Annotated in this window: 16 protein-coding genes; 13 read left to right on the top strand and 3 right to left on the bottom strand. The window is 43.1% G+C overall.

Features of this window, described 5'->3' with window-relative positions; translation table 11 throughout:
- The first annotated feature begins 241 nt into the window (after positions 1 to 241).
- The 5 genes from rlmN to IGI86_RS14905 all read left to right on the top strand — a co-directional run bounded on the left by rlmN (position 242) and on the right by IGI86_RS14905 (position 5,891).
- The gene (gene rlmN, locus IGI86_RS14925; protein WP_010749104.1) at positions 242 to 1,309 is read left to right on the top strand and encodes a 23S rRNA (adenine(2503)-C(2))-methyltransferase RlmN; all 1,068 of its coding nucleotides are present in this window, start codon (positions 242 to 244) and stop codon (positions 1,307 to 1,309) included.
- A gap of 196 nt (positions 1,310 to 1,505) precedes the next feature.
- Positions 1,506 to 2,189, top strand: coding sequence for a DUF969 domain-containing protein (locus IGI86_RS14920; RefSeq protein ID WP_005233676.1), 684 nt, complete (start codon positions 1,506 to 1,508; stop codon positions 2,187 to 2,189).
- The gene (locus IGI86_RS14915) at positions 2,190 to 3,110 is read left to right on the top strand and encodes a DUF979 domain-containing protein (RefSeq protein WP_005233677.1); all 921 of its coding nucleotides are present in this window, start codon (positions 2,190 to 2,192) and stop codon (positions 3,108 to 3,110) included.
- Between the two features lie 30 nt (positions 3,111 to 3,140).
- Positions 3,141 to 3,788 (top strand): pyroglutamyl-peptidase I, encoded by a 648-nt coding sequence (gene pcp, locus IGI86_RS14910; protein WP_008379428.1) that lies wholly within the window; start codon positions 3,141 to 3,143, stop codon positions 3,786 to 3,788.
- Positions 3,789 to 4,229: 441 nt separating this feature from the next.
- Complete coding sequence (locus tag IGI86_RS14905) at positions 4,230 to 5,891, top strand: peptide ABC transporter substrate-binding protein (protein WP_005233679.1); 1,662 nt, start codon at positions 4,230 to 4,232, stop codon at positions 5,889 to 5,891.
- A 100-nt stretch (positions 5,892 to 5,991) separates the two neighbouring features.
- Here the strand turns inward: IGI86_RS14905 and IGI86_RS14900 are convergent, their stop codons facing one another.
- Positions 5,992 to 6,327 carry a DUF3899 domain-containing protein gene (locus IGI86_RS14900; protein WP_005227990.1) on the bottom strand — a complete coding sequence of 112 codons (336 nt, stop codon included), beginning with the start codon at positions 6,325 to 6,327 and terminating at the stop codon, positions 5,992 to 5,994.
- Positions 6,328 to 6,411: 84 nt separating this feature from the next.
- On the opposite strand from IGI86_RS14900, the gene opp3b reads away from it, so the two are divergent.
- From opp3b to IGI86_RS14875, 5 genes are read left to right on the top strand one after another with little or no spacing between them, the layout of a single operon-like run.
- The gene (opp3b, locus tag IGI86_RS14895; RefSeq protein WP_005233681.1) at positions 6,412 to 7,353 is read left to right on the top strand and encodes an oligopeptide ABC transporter permease; all 942 of its coding nucleotides are present in this window, start codon (positions 6,412 to 6,414) and stop codon (positions 7,351 to 7,353) included.
- Complete coding sequence (locus IGI86_RS14890) at positions 7,353 to 8,396, top strand: ABC transporter permease (RefSeq protein ID WP_005233683.1); 1,044 nt, start codon at positions 7,353 to 7,355, stop codon at positions 8,394 to 8,396. The genes opp3b and IGI86_RS14890 overlap by 1 nt, the downstream gene beginning before the upstream one ends.
- Positions 8,396 to 9,448, top strand: coding sequence for an ABC transporter ATP-binding protein (locus IGI86_RS14885; protein WP_216593164.1), 1,053 nt, complete (start codon positions 8,396 to 8,398; stop codon positions 9,446 to 9,448). The genes IGI86_RS14890 and IGI86_RS14885 overlap by 1 nt, the downstream gene beginning before the upstream one ends.
- Positions 9,449 to 9,462: 14 nt before the next feature.
- The gene (locus IGI86_RS14880) at positions 9,463 to 10,401 is read left to right on the top strand and encodes an ABC transporter ATP-binding protein (protein ID WP_005233685.1); all 939 of its coding nucleotides are present in this window, start codon (positions 9,463 to 9,465) and stop codon (positions 10,399 to 10,401) included.
- 30 nt (positions 10,402 to 10,431) lie between these two features.
- Positions 10,432 to 11,430 carry an RNA-guided endonuclease TnpB family protein gene (locus IGI86_RS14875; protein ID WP_008379437.1) on the top strand — a complete coding sequence of 333 codons (999 nt, stop codon included), beginning with the start codon at positions 10,432 to 10,434 and terminating at the stop codon, positions 11,428 to 11,430.
- 145 nt (positions 11,431 to 11,575) lie between these two features.
- Here IGI86_RS14875 and IGI86_RS14870 read toward each other — a convergent pair whose 3' ends face one another.
- Both IGI86_RS14870 and IGI86_RS14865 read right to left on the bottom strand, forming a co-directional pair.
- Complete coding sequence (locus tag IGI86_RS14870; protein ID WP_430617507.1) at positions 11,576 to 12,406, bottom strand: NUDIX domain-containing protein; 831 nt, start codon at positions 12,404 to 12,406, stop codon at positions 11,576 to 11,578.
- A 50-nt stretch (positions 12,407 to 12,456) separates the two neighbouring features.
- A complete protein-coding gene (locus IGI86_RS14865; RefSeq protein WP_034872151.1) occupies positions 12,457 to 12,732 on the bottom strand; it encodes a hypothetical protein in 276 nt (91 codons plus the stop codon).
- A 356-nt stretch (positions 12,733 to 13,088) separates the two neighbouring features.
- On the opposite strand from IGI86_RS14865, the gene metG reads away from it, so the two are divergent.
- From metG to IGI86_RS14850, 3 genes are all read left to right on the top strand, one after another.
- On the top strand, positions 13,089 to 15,095 hold the full coding sequence (gene metG, locus IGI86_RS14860) for a methionine--tRNA ligase (protein ID WP_005233704.1): 2,007 nt from the start codon (positions 13,089 to 13,091) through the stop codon (positions 15,093 to 15,095).
- A 262-nt stretch (positions 15,096 to 15,357) separates the two neighbouring features.
- The gene (locus IGI86_RS14855) at positions 15,358 to 18,036 is read left to right on the top strand and encodes a cation-translocating P-type ATPase (RefSeq protein WP_086332708.1); all 2,679 of its coding nucleotides are present in this window, start codon (positions 15,358 to 15,360) and stop codon (positions 18,034 to 18,036) included.
- 171 nt (positions 18,037 to 18,207) lie between these two features.
- Positions 18,208 to 18,636: a hypothetical protein gene (locus IGI86_RS14850; RefSeq protein ID WP_005228008.1), complete on the top strand. Its 429-nt coding sequence runs from the start codon at positions 18,208 to 18,210 to the stop codon at positions 18,634 to 18,636.
- Positions 18,637 to 18,753: the final 117 nt, after the last annotated feature.

The raw sequence follows: 18,753 nt of genomic DNA, 5'->3' as shown, positions 1-18,753 counted from the left end.
GAGCTGCTCCATTTATTTCACAGGAGTTGGTTCATTCACTGCTTGTTTTTTATGACTAAAATGTTTGTGAGAGCTATTTCAAGCAAGATGGCGTGATGGATGGGAACATTGAGCATCGAAAAAATGATCAACCAGCGCAGTAGAGCAACGGTTTTGCTTTGACAAACAACCAAGGTACGGTTGCTTTTCACAAAGAATTCAGTTATAGTATGTAGCGACTAGTTTGAAAAGAGGGAAAAAAGTGAACCCATCGATTTATGGACTTACCAAATCAGATCTATCTTTGTGGATAACTGAACAAAATGAAAAGAAATTTCGAGCCAACCAAGTGTGGGAGTGGCTCTATGAAAAACGAGTAACCAGCTTTGAAGAAATGACCAATTTACCGAAACCTTTGATTGAGAAACTGACGGCAGCCTTTGTGATCAATCCCCTGAAGCAGATGGTGGTACAAGAAGCCAGTGATGGGACCGTCAAGTATTTATTTCAATTGCCCGACAATCACATGATTGAAACGGTCTTGATGCGTCAAGAGTATGGCATGTCGGTTTGTGTGACGACCCAAGTCGGTTGCAACATCGGCTGTACCTTTTGTGCCAGTGGGTTATTAAAGAAACAGCGGGATTTAACAGCAGGCGAGATCGTGGCTCAAATCATGTTAGTACAACACTATTTTGATGAACGCAACGAGGGAGAACGGGTCTCTCACGTAGTCGTCATGGGGATCGGCGAACCCTTTGATAACTATGACAATGTGATGCATTTCTTGCAGATTATTAACGACCCAAAAGGTTTAGCGATCGGTGCGCGGCATATTACCGTGTCAACCAGCGGCTTGGCGCATAAAATCAAAGAGTTTGCGGAGAACGGCTTGCAAGTGAACCTAGCGATTTCGCTGCATGCCCCAAATAATGAAGTCAGAACCTCCATGATGCGGATCAATCGGAGCTTCCCGATTGAAAAACTGATGGCAGCGGTCGATTATTATTTAGAAAAAACCAATCGTCGCATCACGTTTGAGTATATCATGCTGGATCATGTCAACGACCGACCGGAACATGCCCGTCAGTTGGCAGCATTATTGAAGGATAAAAAGAAATTGTCTTACGTCAACTTGATTCCTTATAACCCAGTGAGTGAGCATGACCAATATGCTCGAAGTAAAAAAGCCGATGTGTTAGCTTTTTATGACATTTTAAAGAAAAACGGCATCAACTGTGTGATTCGTAAAGAACATGGGACAGATATCGACGCAGCATGCGGACAGCTGCGAAGCAAACAAATGAAAAAAGAAGCTTCTGCTTCTTAAACAAAAAAAACCAAAAGAAGGACTGCACAAGCGCAGTTCTTCTTTTGGTTTTTTATTATCTAAGCAATTAAAAAACGCCTTAAAGAAAGCGTATTCCTGTAAAGAAAATTCAAAAAACATTGTTTTACAAGAAAAAAATAGATTATACTAAAAGCTGGTATTCATTAAAAATAACTTACTGTGAAAGGATGATTTGATGGAATGGATTAAATTAATTGGTATTCTAGTTATTTTAGTCGGCTTTTTGCTGAAGCTAGATACTATTGCTGTCGTAATCGTTGCTGGTTTTGTCACCGCGCTTGTATCGGGAATTTCTGTTGTTGATTTTTTAACAATGTTAGGAGAAGCGTTTGTCAATAATCGACTCGTGACACTGTTCTTGTTGACATTACCAATGGTCGGCTTGTCGGAACGTTTTGGCTTGAAACAGCAGGCCGTCATATTGATTGAAAAAATCAAAGGCTTGACACCAGGGAAGTTTTTGAGTTTGTACTTATTTATTCGGGAACTTGCTGGCTTTTTCTCTATTCGGATCCAAGGACATACGCAATTTATCCGCCCAATCGTTAACCCGATGGCGCAAGCTGCTGGGGAAAATAAATTTGGGGAACTGGATGAAAAAGATCAGGAAAAAATCAAAGCTCGGGCTGCCGCTAATGAAAATTTCGGGAATTTCTTTGCCCAAAATACCTTCGTGGCTGCTTCTGGTGTGCTGTTGATCGTAGGAACGTTGCAATCACTTGGATATGATGTGGCAGCTAGTTCGATCGCGCAAGCATCATTGCCGATCGCATTGATCGTCTTAGTTATTGCCACGTTATCGAACTTGCTCTTTGATCGCAAATTAGCAAAAAAATATGGCAAGAAGGAGGAGAAATAGATGGAAGGAATCGTTAACGGATTACTAGAATTCTTTTATATCTTGATTGGGCTGCTGTCGATCATGACGGCTGTCCGGGTTTTTCGTGAAGCAGACCATCCTACACGATTAGGCACCTCTGCCTTTTGGTTACTGCTAGGGGTCGTCTTTGCTTTCGGAAATTTTTTGCCGTATCTTGTGGACGGAATTTTGATCGTTTTGATGGGCTGTTTGACCTTCTTCAAACAAGTACAGATCGGTAAAATCGTCGACGTTGATGATGAAAAAGCCGAAGCGTCAGCAAAACGGATCGGTAGTACGATCTTCGTACCATGTATCAGCTTGGCATTGATCGCTGTGGTGATTTCTTATACACCATTAGGGGGCCAAGTGGGGATCGGGATCGCGTCGATCTTAGCACTCTTGTTGGCAGTCGTGCTAACTTCCGCTAAACCAAAAACAGTGTTAGACGATTCCGACCGGATGCTTCGCCAAGTCGGAACTGCCGGTATCTTGCCGCAGTTATTAGCAGCACTAGGTGTCATTTTTAACGCTGCTGGTGTTGGTGATGTGATTTCTCAAGGAATCTCTGGCGTCGTGCCAGAAGGCAATCGTTTTATCGGTGTCGTGGCTTACTGTTTAGGAATGATGATCTTTACTATGATCATGGGAAATGGCTTTGCAGCATTTACCGTTATAACTGCCGGTATTGGCGTACCTTTCGTAATGGCGCAAGGCGGCGATCCAGTTGTTGCTGGCGCTTTAGCAATGACCGCTGGTTTTTGCGGCACGTTGCTGACCCCGATGGCAGCCAATTTCAATGCACTGCCAGTGGCTTTGTTAGAGATGAAAGACCCTAATGGTGTCATTAAAGCACAAGCCCCAATTGCTTTATTATTGTTAGTGATCCACATCGCTTTAATGTACTTTTGGGCATTTTAGTGGTAAAACAGAGATGGAAGGATGATGGAAATGAAACTATTAATTACCGGATTTGATCCATTTGGCGGAGAAGCAATCAATCCTGCCTTAGAAGCAGTGAAATTACTGCCAGATACAATTCATGGTGCACAGATCGTGAAAGCAGAGATCCCCACTGTATTTGGGAAATCAGCGGCGATCGTCGAAGAGAAAATTGAAGAGGTCCACCCAGATGTCGTCTTAAACATCGGTCAAGCGGGCGGCCGGTTTGCCATCTCACCAGAACGAGTGGCAATCAATGTGGATGATGCCCGGATTCCTGATAATGAAGGCAATCAACCCGTCGATGAAGCGATCCAAACAGAAGGAAAGCCTGCCTACTTCACACAACTGCCAATCAAAGCAATGGTAGAAAATATGAAAAAAGCAGGAATACCTGCAGCCGTTTCTAATACTGCTGGAACTTTCGTCTGCAACCACATCATGTATCAAGTACAATACATGATCGATACAAAATACCCTGAAATGAAAGGCGGTTTTATTCACGTGCCATTTATTCCTCAGCAAGTCGTCGATAAAGCAGGACAGCCTGCAATGAGCATCGAAGACATCGCCAAAGGATTAACTGCAGCAGTGGAAGCTATCGTTGATTATGCCGACAAAGAAGATTTAAAAGCGATTGGCGGCGCGATCCATTAATCATTGAAGGACATCCTTTCGAGGACAAAACAAAAGTTCTTAAAATGAAAAGACCTGATCAGTAAGCATGCGATCAGGTCTTTTTTGTCTGAATTTGATAAGAAATCATCCTTGTTTTCTGCATGTTTACTTTTCTATCAGACATTTCTCATTTTGATGACTGAAATGAAAAAAGCAGACAGAAAATGAATGTAAGTTACATTTAACCATGTTTTTTTATTATTTTTTTCGCTTTATTTCTTATAAATAAAGAAAGGAAAAATAGCATTTAACGAATGTTTGATGAGAGTAAGGTAAGTAAATACCAAGAAAACTTTCTTCCAAAGGTGTTTTTTATCGAAAAAGGGATTGCTTTTTTAATAATTATTAATTAAAATCTTATCTAACTTCAGAAATCGAATGATTATTCTGAAAATTAATTCAATTAAGGGGTAGGACAGGATGAAAAATAAATGGGCCTATGGTTTAGTAGCTGTGTGTGGCGTGGTGTTAGCCGGCTGTACAACAGGCGGAACAAATAGTTCAAGCAATGACACAGCAACTAGCGGCGATAGCAACGCAGAACAAGTATTTAACGTAGTGGTTTCACAAGAAATGCCAAGTGCGGATCTTTCATTAGCAACCGATACGATCAGCTTCAGTGCATTGAACAATGTATATGAAGGACTGTATCGTTTGGATGCTGACAGCACACCACAACCTGCTGGTGCAGCTGAAGCAGCTGAAGTCAGCGAGGATGGACTAACTTACAAGATCAAATTGCGTGAAGATGCGAAATGGTCAAATGGTGACCCTGTTACAGCAGCGGATTATGTTTATGGCTGGCAACGGACGGTCAAACCTGAAACTGCATCAGAATATGCGTATCTATTTTCACCAGTCAAAAATGCGGATGCCATCACAGCTGGCGATACGGATCCATCAGAGCTAGGCATCAAAGCAGTGGGGGATTACGAATTAGAAATCACCCTAGAAAAAGCAACACCTTACTTTGATTACTTATTAGCATTCCCATCATTCTTCCCACAAAATCAAAAAGTAGTGGAAGAAAATGGCGATCAATATGCATCAACAAGCGACAATGCCGTTTATAATGGACCATTTGTCCTGACTGGTTTTGATGGACCAGGAACGGATACAGAATGGGCTTATGAAAAGAACGATCAGTATTGGGACAAAGACACTGTTAAATTACAAACGATCAACGTAAGCGTCGTGAAAGAATCCTCAACTGCCTTGAATCTTTTCCAAGATGGTCAAGCAGATGATGTCATCCTAACAGGTGAACTGGCGCAACAGATGGCTAACGACGAAGCATTCGTTTCTCAACCAGAAGCAACGACTTCTTACTTAGAATTGAATCAACGTGATGAAGATTCACCTTTCCGTAACGAAAATTTGCGTAAAGCAATCTCTTATGCGATCGACCGTGATGCCTTAGTAACATCGATCTTAGGTGATGGTTCAATTGCTTCAAGTGGTTTGGTTCCAGAAGGCATGACTTTCAGCCCTGGCGATCATACAGACTTCACAGAAGCAGCTGGCAGCGTCATTAGCTACGATCAAGAGAAAGCAAAAGAATATTGGGAAAAAGCCAAAGAAGAATTAGGAATCGATTCATTAGAATTTGATATCTTAGCTTCTGATACAGACTCAACCAAGAAAATCATTGAGTACTTGCAAGACACGATCGAAAAAACATTGGACGGTGTGAAAGTCACGTTAAGTCCAGTTCCATTCTCTGTTCGTTTGGATCGTTCAAATGCGGGTGATTTTGATACAGTAATGGGCGGTTGGGGTGCTGACTATGCCGATGCAAGTAGCTTTACTGACTTGTTTACGACAGGTAACTCATACAACCGTGGTCAATGGAGCAGTGAAGAATACGATGCAGCTGTAAAAGCAGCAGGTACGACCAATGCCAATGACCCTGACAAACGTTGGGAAGATTTAGTCAATGCAGAAAAAATCATTATGAATGAACAAGGTGTCATTCCAGTTTATCAAAAAGCGGAAGCACATTTACGTGCAACAAAAGTCAAAGGTGTTGTTGCTCACGCAGCGGGCGCACAATACGACTACAAGTGGACATCAATCGAATAATCACGAGTAGTTGACTTGAAATGCCGAAGAAAAGGCTGGGACAATTTCTTGTCTCAGCCTTTTGCTTCTCATTTCAATGAGTAAAAATATAAGAGTGAAATTAACTAGTAGCAATCATTAAAAAGAGCAATGAAAGGAATAACAAGAAGACACCAGGCCATAACCAAAAGGCGTAACTCTGTTTGCCGACTTGGGATAATTTCAGATAATCTGTTTTATTTTTGGAAAAAGCTTTCTTCATGGAATATTGAAAATGGTCAAAGAAACCAGAAGCAAATACCCATAAAAAACCGCCAATGATCAAAAAGAACAGCGCCCACAAGAAAAGGGCATCTGAAAGAGCTGCTATGGAAAATTCATTTTTTATGGCTAACCATCCGCCAGAAATTGCGAGGCATAGGAGGGGTATGAGCCCACTACTTTTTTTTATTTTCATGATCTGACTCCTTTTTAATGATTCGTACTATGTTAATTTACATAATTATTGAATAGAAGTCAAAATACTTAAGGGGGAAACTGCGTGAACAGCTTTTTGAAATATTTATTGAAACGAGTGTTCTACATGGTCTTAACATTATGGCTGATTGCCACGATCACCTTTTTCTTGATGCAATTTTTGCCAGGAACACCATATACGAATGCTGAAAAATTAAGTCCAGAACAAATTGCCTTGCTAAATGAGCAAGCAGGATTGGACAAACCGATCATTACCCAATATTGGCTTTATTTGACCAATCTACTAAAAGGTGACTTTGGGATCTCTTTCCAATTTAAAAACCAGCCAGTAGCGAATTTATTATCAGGAAGAATCGGACCTTCACTGCAACTAGGACTACAAGCGATCATCTTTGGTACCTTCTTTGGGATCATTTTAGGAACGATCTCTGCAATGAAACAAAATACTTGGGTCGACACAACGTCTACCTTAGTGGCGATCTTAGGGCGTTCGATCCCTAACTTTGTCTTTGCCGTTTTGCTGCAATATATTTTTGCCATCAAACTAGGGATCTTGCCGATTGCCAAGTGGGAGACCTTTGCCAGCACGATCTTACCGACCGTCGCCTTAGCGATGTCGCCGTTAGCGGATTCCGCTAGGTTTATTCGAACCGAGATGGTGGAAGTGCTGCATAGTGATTATGTCGAGTTGGCACGAGCAAAAGGTTTGAGCCGCTGGGAAATTGCCTTCAAGCATGGTTTGCGGAATAGTTTGATTCCGTTATTGACGTTGTTAGGACCGCTAGCTGTCGGTTTGATGACTGGTTCCCTTGTCGTAGAAAATATTTTTGCGATCCCGGGTATCGGTGAACAGTTCGTAAAATCAATCATGACCAATGACTATCCGACGATCATGGCGGTAACGATCCTTTATTCCGCAATGTTGGTCTTTGTGATTCTTGTTGTTGATATTTTATATGGAATCGTTGATCCGCGGATCCGAGTTTCAGAAGGGAGTCGTGGCTAATGGCAGAGAAACCTTACACAGCAAATGATGTTGCTGCCATCGATGCAGCCAAATTTCAACCGTTACAAAAAAATACCAATGAAGAGCGTGAAGCGATCGCAACCCCCTCATTAACCTTTTTCCAAGATTCGTGGCGTCGTTTGAAAAAGAACAAAGCCGCTGTTTTCTCAATCGTTTTGTTGCTGATCATTATTACGATCTCAATCATTACCATTTTTGTCTCGCCACATGATCCGACCGCGCAAAATGTGACCTTTACAAATCTGCCGCCGAAAATTCCCGGTATCAACATCAATGGCTTAAACGGCTATGCGATGGTGGGAGGCGAGCTAGTAGATAAGTATGCAGCTGCCAATGTACCTGACGGGACATATTTCCTTTTAGGAACGGATGGATTAGGTCGTGACTTATTGAGTCGTCTATTTGTAGGGACACGTATCTCCTTATTGATTGCGTTTATCGCAGCGATGCTAGATATCATCTTTGGTGTAACCTATGGTTTGATCTCTGGTCTTTTAGGTGGACGAATCGATAATGTGATGCAACGTTTCCTAGAAATCTTATCAGGTATTCCCAACTTGGTGGTAATGATCTTAATGCTGGTAGTTTTCGAACCTGGGATCTTCTCGATCGTGGCAGCAATGGCGATCACTAACTGGATTCCAATGGCGCGGATCGTACGGGCCCAAACAATGAAACTAAAAGATCAGGAATTCGTTTTAGCCGCAACAACGCTGGGGGAAAGCCGTCTCAAGATTGCGATGAAACACGTATTACCAAATATTTCCAGCGTGATCATCGTACAAATGATGTTCAGTATTCCCTCGGCGATTTTCTTCGAGGCCTTCCTAAGCTTTATTGGGCTAGGATTAAAACCACCTTCAGCATCTTTAGGGATGTTACTAAGCGATGGCTACAAAACCTTCTTGTTCCTGCCTTACCAAATGTGGGTACCGGCTGTGACCTTGTCTGTGATTATGATTGGGTTCAACTTGCTGGCAGACGGTTTGCGTGATGCCTTTGATCCGAAAATGAAAGAGTGATTGCTATGAAAAAAGTCTTAGAAGTGAAAAACTTAGAAATTTCTTTTGACACCTTTGCTGGGAAAGTCCAAGCGATCCGCGATGTCAGTTTCGATCTATACAAAGGAGAAACCTTGGCGATCGTGGGCGAATCCGGGAGCGGCAAGTCCGTGACAACCCGCAGTATCATGGGGTTATTAGCCAGCAATGCCAATGTCGATAATGGCCAGATCCTCTTCAATGGGACGGACATTTTGAAAAAATCCGAAAAAGAACTGCAAAAAATCCGTGGCAAGGAAATCGCCATGATTTTCCAAGATCCAATGACTTCACTAGACCCAACGATGCCGATTGGCAAGCAAGTGGCAGAGTCATTGATGAAGCACAACAAAATCAGTAAAAAAGAGGGCTTGCGACAAGCGTTGGAATTACTGAACCTTGTCGGCATCCCGAATGCTGAGAAACGCTTGAAAAATTATCCGCATCAATTTTCGGGTGGTCAGCGGCAGCGGATCGTTATTGCGATCGCGCTGATCTGTTACCCACAGATCTTAATTGCAGATGAACCGACGACTGCATTGGATGTAACGATCCAAGCACAGATCTTAGAGTTATTAAAAGATATTCAGAAGAAAATCAATTCGTCCATCGTCTTTATCACCCATGACTTGGGTGTCGTTGCCAATGTGGCTGACCGAGTAGCCGTGATGTATGGTGGGAAAATCGTCGAAGTGGGCACCGCAGAAGAAATCTTCTACAACCCGCAACATCCATACACCTGGGGCTTGTTGGGTTCGATGCCAACGTTAGAAGGGACAGGCGATCGTTTGTACGCGATTCCTGGTTCACCGCCGGATCTGTTGGACCCGCCAACCGGGGACGCTTTTTATCCACGAAACGAATTTGCTTTGCAGATCGATGCAGAACAGCAACCGCCGTTCTTTGATGTTTCACCGACCCACAAAGCAGCAACTTGGCTGTTAGCGCCGCAAGCACCGAAGGTAACTCCGCCGGATGAGATCTTGATTCGCTGGAAAAAATTCCAAGAAAAAAATACTCAGGCATCTGTCTAAAGGAGGAGAAACGGTTGGAAAAAGTTTTACTTGAAGTAAAGAATCTCAAACAATATTTTAACGTTGGCCGCAAAGACGAAGTCAAAGCCGTCGATGATATCTCCTTCCAAATCTATGAAGGAGAAACCTTTGGTCTAGTAGGTGAATCCGGAAGCGGAAAATCGACCACTGGACGGACGGTGATTCGTTTGAATAATCCTACCGGAGGCGAAGTTCTTTTTGATGGACAAGATGTTATGAAAATCAAAGGCAAGAAACCGCTGGCTGATTTTCGCCGGGAAGTTCAAATGGTCTTCCAAGATCCTTATGCCTCCTTGAATCCACGGATGAAAGTTCGCGACATTATTGCCGAAGGGATCGATATCAACGGATTAGCTAAAAATGAAAAAGAACGCAATGATCGGGTGGATGAACTCTTGCGAACCGTCGGACTAAACCCAAGTCATGGAACCCGTTATCCTCATGAATTTTCAGGGGGACAACGTCAGCGGATCGGAATCGCCCGAGCATTAGCCGTCGATCCAAAATTCATCATTTGTGATGAACCGATCTCGGCATTGGATGTTTCGATCCAAGCCCAAGTTGTCAACTTGCTGCAAGATCTGCAAGAAGAACATAAATTGACGTACTTGTTTATCGCCCATGATTTATCGATGGTCAAACACATCAGCGATCGGATCGGCGTGATGCACAATGGCAAACTGCTAGAAGTAGGAACCAGTGATGAAATCTATCATTACGGGGTCCATCCGTATACTGAAAGTCTTTTATCAGCGATTCCGCTGCCAGATCCTGACCATGAGCGTCAACGCAAACGGATCAAATACGTCAGCGAACCAAACGATAACCAAGAACGAGCAATGGAAGAGATCGCACCAGGACATTTCGTTTATGCCACGAAACAAGAAGCCAAGATCTACCAAGAAAAGTTAGCACAAAAAAAGGGGAACTAGCGTCAAAGGTATAGGGAGTGTTAGGAGGAGATGAAACTGGGTGTTTTAAAAGCATACAAATTTCGGATCTATCCTAATGGACAGCAAAAACAGTTTTTCATCGAAACCTTCGGCTGTGTTCGGTTTACGTACAATCAACTGCTGGAGGCGAAGATGGAGGAGCTGGCCAACAATGAAGCAAAGCAAGGGTTGACGCCAGCCAAACTAAAAAAGGAGTATCCTTTTTTGAAGGAGACCGATAGTTTGGCATTGGCGAATGCACAAAGGAATCTGGACCGAGCGTTTCGAAATTACTTTCAAAAGCGGGCTGGCTTTCCAAAAATGAAAACCAAAAAAAGTATTTGGCAATCGTATACTACGAATAATCAGCAGCACACCATTTACTTTGAAGAGGATCAAATCAAGCTGCCAAAGCTCAAAACACTGGTTCCAGTAAAAAAGCATCGGGAGATCAAAGGGAAAATCAAATCGGCAACGATCTCAGCGAAAAACAATGAAGAGTTTTATATCTCGATTCTTTGTTTGGAAGAGATCACACCACTCCCGAAACAGCAAGCGTCTATCGCGGTTGTTTATGATCCGCAGCAGCTGATCAAAGCCAACCAATCGGTACCGGTCACTTGTGAGCATGCGATCCAAACAAAACAGAAGCTGACACGAGCAGAACGCAAACTTCAGGTGAAAGCTACGGCGGTCAAACGGAAAAAAATCCTTTTGACTCAGGCACGAAATTATCAGAAGCTAAAAGGAAAAGTCGCTCGCCTCTATCGTTTTCACTGCTGTCAAAAGCGGGAATTCATCGATCAAGTCAGTTATCATCTCGTAAAACAGTACGATACAATCTATTTGGAACAAATTGCTGAAGAAACGGTTCTAAAAGCCGGTCATTACAGCATCAGCGATTGGCATCAGTTTGTTCGCAAAATCCAGTACAAAGCGCAGTGGTACGGCAAAGAACTGCGTTTTGTCACGTTGGACACGCAGGACCAACAGAAGCTAGAGCGGCTCTCAGGCGAAATGAGCAGCTGATCTGCTTGAACTGGAAGGAACGCCAGGGATCGCCTAGGGTATAGAAAAAATCTTTCTGATTTTTGTTTCTAGGAACCACGTTCACTAATTATGATTAACCAGCAACCCCCTGCCAAACTACGGTCTGACAGGGGGTTGTATTTTTTTACATTTTGTCACCTAAAAATGCGTCATTTAAGCGATAGATCTTTGAGGGACGCCCGATGCCGACGGGCTTTTCGCCAACTTCCGTAAAATATTGGAGCATGGATTTTTTAAAGTTGGAATGATCGATCATTTTAAAATCGATCCCTAAAAACTTGGCGAATACTTTACGGGCTTCCGTGATCGTAAAGTCTTTGCCTAACACGAGCAGCACTTGTGGCTCGTGTTCCATCTTGTTGGCAACCCGTTTGAAAGCTTTGAGGATGATCGCGCTGTGGTCAAAAGCCAACGTATCTTTTCCAACAGAGGCGCCAGTCACTAGGTTAAGAATGATCTCGATCTCGCCGCTGGTCAAATAAATTTGATTGGCTTTTCTTTCTAAAGAGAACCAGCGTACTTGGTTCGCATCGTCACCGGCACTTAAGGGTTCTTCACCGATAAAAGCCAAATAGCTGACGGTGATCACCCAACCGCGAGGATCGCGATCTGGGGTGCTGAAGGTATGCAGCTGTTCGATGTTTTGCTTGGAGATGGTGACCCCGATCTCTTCTTGCGTCTCACGGATAACACTTTGCCCCGTCGATTCATTGGGATTGACGAAGCCTCCCGGCAATGCCCAAGAATTACGGAAAGGGTGGCCTTTTCTTTGGATCAGCGCAATTTTTAATTGTTCTTCTTCTTTGTTGTAACACATCAAAACCATATCGACGGTTACGGAAGGTTTCTCGTATTTCGGCTGATCTTGTGCCTGATACCACGTAAGAAAGTCTGCTTCAGAAGCTTCTTTCTCATAGTAGTGTTTTTCAGCTGATTTTGAGGTAAATTCTTTCATTGGTTTCTCCTGCCTTAGATAAAGTAAGTAACTGAGCGCGATGGTTTTCCTTAACGGAAAAAATAAGGAACGATCAAATTAATGAAAAACAGTGCGAGATAAAGCCAAGAAGACCGAGGGTGTTCTTTGAGTGCTAAATAGCCCCAAAGAGCGATCCATAGCAGAAAAGCTACCCGTAGGATTGCCAGCGCTGTCGCAAAAAGCGCCGCGTAATCATGGCTGTTGAAGTAAGCAAACAAAAAGGGGTAACCTGTGGTTGAAAAGAGCAAGTGCCCCACAGAAAGCGCGGTTAAAAGCAAAAAATGCTGTTTGTTTTTTCGAGTCATAGCGTTCCTTTCTATAAGAGAAGTCTTCCTCATTATAGCAAAAGAAGTACCTGTTAATCAAAGAGAGATAAAACACCTTTATTTCTTATGAGATTCGTTGTCAGGATCAGATTCTTCCCCTAGAACATTGAAGTGAACGGCTATCTGCGCTATGATAACTAGTAGAAAAGAAATACTCAAATCTGCTGGTTTATTTGCTGCGTTTTAAGGACGAAAACGATTCCTTTGCTTCTTTTAGAGCATGAAGAAAGGTCTTATTATGTCCGCTTTTTTGATTAAATTTATAGCATTTTTGGGTTGCGAACTGTATACTACCTAAGTATACACTTTACTAGTGAAAAGGAGGACTTGCGTCCATGGCTGAAAAAGAAACATTCTATATTACGACGCCAATTTATTATCCAAGCGGCAAGCTGCATATCGGGAATTCTTACACGACGATCGCTTGTGATGCGGTAGCACGATACAAACGATTGATGGGCTTTGATGTCTTTTATTTAACGGGTGTCGATGAGCACGGTCAAAAAATCGAGAAAAAAGCAGAAGAACTTGGCGTAGATCCGCAAGAATACGTCGACAAAATGGCAGCTGACGTCAAGAAATTATGGAACACACTAGACATCAGTTATGACAAATTTATCCGTACAACGGATGACTACCATAAAACAGCCGTTCAAAAAATCTTCCAGCAATTGCTTGATCAAGGCGATATCTATCTTGGTGAATATGAAGGCTGGTATTCTGTTTCTGATGAAGAATACTTTACTGAAACGCAATTAGCAGAAGTTTACCGAGATGAAGAGGGCAAAGTCATCGGCGGCAAAGCGCCAAGCGGTCATGAGGTAGAATTGGTGAAGGAATCTTCTTATTTCTTCCGCATGAGCAAATACGCCGATCGTTTGGTTCAATACTATGATGAACATCCAGAGTTCATTCAACCAGAATCACGCAAAAATGAAATGCTGAATAACTTCATCAAACCAGGTTTAGAAGACCTGGCTGTTTCCAGAACGACCTTTAAATGGGGCATTCCTGTCACGGCTAGTCCTGAACACGTGGTGTATGTTTGGATCGATGCGTTATCTAACTATATTACGGCATTAGGCTATGGCTCAGAGGACGATTCCTTGTTCCAAAAATACTGGCCAGCTGACGTGCATATGGTTGGGAAAGAAATCGTGCGTTTCCATACGATCTATTGGCCAATCATGCTGATGGCCTTAGACTTGCCCTTACCGAAAAAAATCTTTGGTCATGGCTGGTTGATGATGAAAGACGGCAAGATGTCGAAATCAAAAGGCAATGTCGTTTATCCAGAAATGTTAGTGGAGCGCTACAGCTTAGATGCGTTGCGTTACTATCTATTACGGGCGGTTCCTTTTGGTAGCGATGGTGTGTTTACACCAGAAGATTTCGTTTCTCGTTTGAACTACGATCTAGCCAACGACTTAGGCAACCTGCTGAATCGGACGATCGCCATGATCAATAAATATTGTGATGGCTTAGTGCCCGATTATGCCTCAAAAGTAACGCCTTTTGATAGCGAGCTGTCAACGACTGCGGCCAATGTGGTTGGTCGTTACCATGAAGCCATGGATAAAATGGAATTCAGTACGGCATTGTCAGAAGTTTGGACATTGATTTCCCGTGCCAACAAATACATTGACGAAACCCAACCATGGGTGTTAGCCAAAGAAGAAGAAAAGCGCGCGGAATTAAACAGTGTGATGGTTCATTTGGCGGAAAGCTTACGCATCGTTGCGATCTTATTGCAACCGGTGATGACAGAAACACCAGCCAACATTTTCCAACAATTAGGATTGGCTTCTGTTGCCATGGATCTGAAAGATTTACGCTTTGGTGAATTTCCAAGTGGCACGAAAGTCGTTGCCAAAGGCACACCGATTTTCCCTCGGTTGGAACTTGAAACAGAAGTAGCCTACATCCAAAAGAAAATGGCTGAAGGGACACAAAGTCCAGAAGAAACAGTCAAATGGAATCCAGAAGAAACCACATTGCAATCAGACAAAGCCGAGATCAAATACGAAGACTTCGACAAGATCGAATTAAAAGTGGCAGAAGTCGTTGATTGTCAAAAAGTCAAAGGGGCCGACAAGCTGCTACAATTCCGCTTAGCTGCGGGAGATGATCAAGATCGTCAAATTTTATCGGGGATTGCTGAATTTTATCCAGAACCACAAGATTTGATCGGCAAAAAAGTCGTGATCGTTGCCAACTTGAAACCACGGAAAATGCGGGGGCAAGTCAGCCAAGGAATGATCCTTTCTGCAGAAGACAATGATGGTCGTCTGCAAATCGTGGAAGCGCCAAAAGGCATGCCAAACGGCTCGGTCATCGCTTGATTTTTAAGAGAAATTCTTTGTTGAATTTCAGCGAAAATAAAATTGCCAGACCCGAAAAGTTTTTGTATAATGTAGGTTATTGATATGAACATGAGGGAGTAATTGGCGGATTTTATCTGCGGCAGTATCACCATCCTGAAAGAAATTTCTGGTGCTGTCTTAAACAGTGAGACTTATGTATGCTTAGACAGTGCATACATAAGTCTATTTTTTTTCATATCATGTACAATAAAGGAAGAGTAAGTATAAAAGGAGGAGAAACATGTCAGAAGAAAACAAAAAGGAGCAGCTATCGCAGGCGTTTTATGCGCAAGAAGCGCAGCATGTTCTGGAAGAAATGCAAACAGATGCCAATGGATTAACGAACGATGAAGCGCAAAAACGCTTATCTGAGTATGGTCCCAACGAATTAGAAGAAGGCAAAAAGAAATCGATGGCACAAAAATTCTTTGAGCAATTTAAAGATTTGATGATCATCGTTTTGCTAGCGGCGGCGATTATCTCAGCAGTCGTTTCCCATGAGGTCGTGGACTCAATTATTATTTTAGCAGTTGTCATTATCAACGCGATCATGGGTGTTGTTCAAGAGGCAAAGGCAGAGCAGGCCATCGAAGCACTAAGAGAAATGTCCACACCAAATGCCAATGTCCTGCGTAATGGTCATACCGTCACCATCAAGAGCGATGAATTGGTTCCGGGGGATATTGTCCTATTAGAAGCTGGCGATGTCGTACCGGCAGATTTACGCCTCTTAGAAGCAAGTTCGTTAAAAATTGAAGAAGCCGCTTTGACCGGTGAATCCGTACCAGTCGAAAAAGAATTGACTGTCATCGAAGGGACGGATGTCGGGATCGGCGATCGCGTCAATATGGCTTATTCAAACAGTAATGTGACCTATGGCCGCGGAAAAGGGGTCGTGGTCAATACAGGGATGGGAACGGAAGTTGGGAAAATCGCTGGCATGCTAGCTAGCGCCCAAGAAACCGAAACACCATTGAAACGTAACTTAAATGAACTAGGAAAATTCCTGACGATCGCCATCATTATCATTGCAGTGATCATGTTCTTTGTTGGAACGATCTTTAACAATACGTCATGGGTCGACATGCTATTGACTTCGATCTCATTAGCAGTAGCGGCGATCCCAGAAGGGCTGCCAGCGATCGTAACGATCATCTTAGCCTTAGGTACGCAAGTAATGGCGAAACGAAATGCAGTGATCCGTAAATTACCAGCGGTTGAAACCCTTGGGGCAACGGATATTATCGCTTCTGATAAAACTGGTACTTTGACGTTGAATCAAATGACCGTGGAAAAATTGTATGTCAATAACAAACAACATGCTGCTTCAGAAGATATTCCGTTAGACAACATGGCATTAAAAGTCATGAACTTTGCCAATGATACAAAATTTGGTGAAGAAGGCAACTTGATCGGTGATCCGACCGAGACCGCATTGGTGCAATTCGGGATGGATCAAGGATTCCATGTGCGGGATCTCGTCAATCAAGAACCACGGATAGCGGATCTGCCCTTTGATTCTGACCGAAAACTTATGAGTACGATCCACCAACAAGAAGACGGCCGCTATTTAGTTGCTGTCAAAGGTGCACCGGATGTCTTACTAGGCAGAACCTCAAAAGTACTATTGGATGGCCAAGAGCTACCAATGACGAATGAAGAAAAAGAAAAAATCTTATTCAACAATACCGATATGGCAAAACAAGCGCTGCGGGTATTGGGAATGGCCTACAAATACGTAGATCAAGTGCCAGAAAACTTAGAATCAGAAATCGTCGAAAATGATTTGGTCTTTGCTGGCTTAGTCGGAATGATTGACCCAGAACGGGCAGAAGCAGCCGATGCGGTACGTTTAGCCAAAGAAGCTGGGATTCGTCCCATCATGATCACCGGAGACCACCGGGATACAGCTGAAGCCATTGCGGGACGTTTAGGGATCATCAAACCGGGCGATGATGATGCTGTCTTGACCGGCGCTGAACTCAATAAAATGAGCGAAGAAGAGTTTGCCCAAAAGGTAGCCCACTATTCAGTCTATGCGCGGGTATCGCCGGAACATAAAGTCCGCATCGTCAAAGCTTGGCAGCAAGAAGGCAAAGTCGTTGCCATGACTGGTGACGGGGTCAATGATGCACCATCCTTGAAGCAAGCAGATATTGGGGTAGGTATGGGGATTACGGGTACCGAAGTTTCTAAAGGTGCTTCCGATATGGTCCTAGCAGATGACAACTTTGCTACGATCGTCGTAGCAGTGGAAGAAGGACGTAAAGTCTTCTCCAATATTCAAAAAGCGATTCAATACTTGCTAGCCGCTAACCTAGGGGAAGTTTTGACCTTGTTCTTAGCAACCTTGTGGGGTTGGGACTCGCTATTGCCGATCCACTTGCTTTGGATCAACCTAGTAACCGATACCTTCCCAGCAATTGCCTTAGGAATGGAGCCTGCTGAAAAAGATTTAATGAAACATGCACCGCGGGGACGCAGTTCCAACTTCTTCTCCGGTGGTGTGATGAGCAGTATCATCTACCAAGGGATCTTAGAAGCAGCAACCGTGCTGTTCGTTTATTGGTCAGCGATCCAATGGCCCGTTCACAATACGTACGATGCGATCCATGCCGATGCCTTAACGATGGCCTTTGCCACGTTAGGATTGATGCAATTGTTCCATGCCTTCAACGTCAAATCGATCCATCAGTCGCTCTTTAAAGTAGGAGCATTTAGAAACAAAGCCTTCAACTGGGCGATCCTACTTTCCTTTGCATTGATGCTAGTGATCTTCATTGTGCCAGGATTGAATGATATCTTCCGTGTCGCACACCTTGACTTGTATCAATGGGGCATCGTTTTAGGCGCCTCCTTTGCGATCATTCCAGTCGTTGAGATCGTCAAAGCGATCCAACGAGCAATGGGACGCAAATAAGCCAAAAATAAACAGAAAAACAACGAATGGTCTGCTGTCCTTCTCCATGGGCAGCAGGCCTTTTTTTGCTGGCTTATTTTCGATAAACCCTATGGCTGTTTCTTGACCTTTTCATTTGCAGCAAGAAACGGTAAAATAGAAGATAATAACAAAGAAAGTAGGGGACCCACTGTGCGACCAAACTTAGGTTTTTATGTACAAACAATCAACGATCTTGTCAAAGAAACAGAAGCGATCGGGGAGAAAATGAATCCCAATTATGAAGAGATCCGCAAAGCGATCGACGAGAAGAAAGAAGCAGAGGTAACACCTGAGCGGCTAGCTGAGATTACCAGAATTTTTAAAGAAGGCACGGACAAATACCGCTTGATGCTGGAAAAAATCAGCAAATTGCGTCCACCAGCGAATGTGATGGGGATCCATAAAAAATTCGAGCGAGCGTATATGAAATATGTTGCCGGCTGTGATGAGATGATTTTGAGTCTGGATAACAAAATCGACCAAGAAGCCTTTGATGCAGCTGAAGCTAAGCAAGATGAAGCAACGGACGAAATTTCTTTTGCTATCCAACGGATGACCGCTTTATTGTTAAAAAAATGATAAACATTCAAGTTAAACAAGAGTTATTTAATTTAACTGTTATGTTTTTCACATGTAAAGTTTTTTTATCGGAGGTATAATGAATTCACAACCAACAACCTTTTTATTTTTCATTTT

Source organism: Enterococcus sp. AZ188, from assembly GCF_050544075.1.
Lineage (GTDB): Bacteria > Bacillota > Bacilli > Lactobacillales > Enterococcaceae > Enterococcus_D > Enterococcus_D entomosocium.
The sequence above is the reverse complement of the archived record's forward strand: the minus strand, read 5'-3'. Positions and strand labels throughout refer to the sequence as shown.

What these genes read in the sequence shown, in the direction of transcription:
- IGI86_RS14920 (WP_005233676.1), top strand. Translation starts at nt 1,506, where the DNA reads ATGGAATGGATTAAATTAATTGGTATTCTAGTTATTTTAGTCGGCTTT.
- IGI86_RS14915 (WP_005233677.1), top strand. Translation starts at nt 2,190, where the DNA reads ATGGAAGGAATCGTTAACGGATTACTAGAATTCTTTTATATCTTGATT.
- pcp (WP_008379428.1), top strand. Translation starts at nt 3,141, where the DNA reads ATGAAACTATTAATTACCGGATTTGATCCATTTGGCGGAGAAGCAATC.
- IGI86_RS14905 (WP_005233679.1), top strand. Translation starts at nt 4,230, where the DNA reads ATGAAAAATAAATGGGCCTATGGTTTAGTAGCTGTGTGTGGCGTGGTG.
- IGI86_RS14900 (WP_005227990.1), bottom strand. Translation starts at nt 6,327, where the DNA reads ATGAAAATAAAAAAAAGTAGTGGGCTCATACCCCTCCTATGCCTCGCA.
- IGI86_RS14890 (WP_005233683.1), top strand. Translation starts at nt 7,353, where the DNA reads ATGGCAGAGAAACCTTACACAGCAAATGATGTTGCTGCCATCGATGCA.
- IGI86_RS14875 (WP_008379437.1), top strand. Translation starts at nt 10,432, where the DNA reads ATGAAACTGGGTGTTTTAAAAGCATACAAATTTCGGATCTATCCTAAT.
- IGI86_RS14870 (WP_430617507.1), bottom strand. Translation starts at nt 12,406, where the DNA reads ATGAAAGAATTTACCTCAAAATCAGCTGAAAAACACTACTATGAGAAA.
- IGI86_RS14865 (WP_034872151.1), bottom strand. Translation starts at nt 12,732, where the DNA reads ATGACTCGAAAAAACAAACAGCATTTTTTGCTTTTAACCGCGCTTTCT.
- metG (WP_005233704.1), top strand. Translation starts at nt 13,089, where the DNA reads ATGGCTGAAAAAGAAACATTCTATATTACGACGCCAATTTATTATCCA.
- IGI86_RS14855 (WP_086332708.1), top strand. Translation starts at nt 15,358, where the DNA reads ATGTCAGAAGAAAACAAAAAGGAGCAGCTATCGCAGGCGTTTTATGCG.